This window comes from Pseudoalteromonas sp. S4492, assembly GCF_005886115.1.
GTDB classification, from domain to species: Bacteria; Pseudomonadota; Gammaproteobacteria; order Enterobacterales; family Alteromonadaceae; genus Pseudoalteromonas; species Pseudoalteromonas gelatinilytica.
The window spans coordinates 1-207 of record NZ_PNCP01000213.1; the positions used below are offsets into that span (position 1 = coordinate 1).

At 47.3% G+C, this 207-nt stretch carries 1 protein-coding gene; it reads left to right on the plus strand.

What is annotated here, in order from left to right; genetic code table 11:
• Positions 1 to 207: hypothetical protein (locus tag CWC28_RS22365; RefSeq protein ID WP_212746823.1), on the plus strand; the 207-nt coding region annotated here is incomplete at both ends.

Below are 207 nucleotides of genomic sequence, written 5' to 3' on the forward strand. Positions count from 1 at the left end.
TGCCCAGCATTTGCTTAAAGGGGGAAAACAGTCAGACGACCTTCAGGACACCCGAAAGATTCTGGATCGATTATTCAAGCGAAACTATGCAATCCTTTTTGAGAATCGCCCCGGCACCAGTGATCCAGAAGCACTTCAGGAATACCTGATCAAGTGGCTTGATGTAGAATTTCCTGAATCCATTGACTGGCAGACTTCCACCCAGAC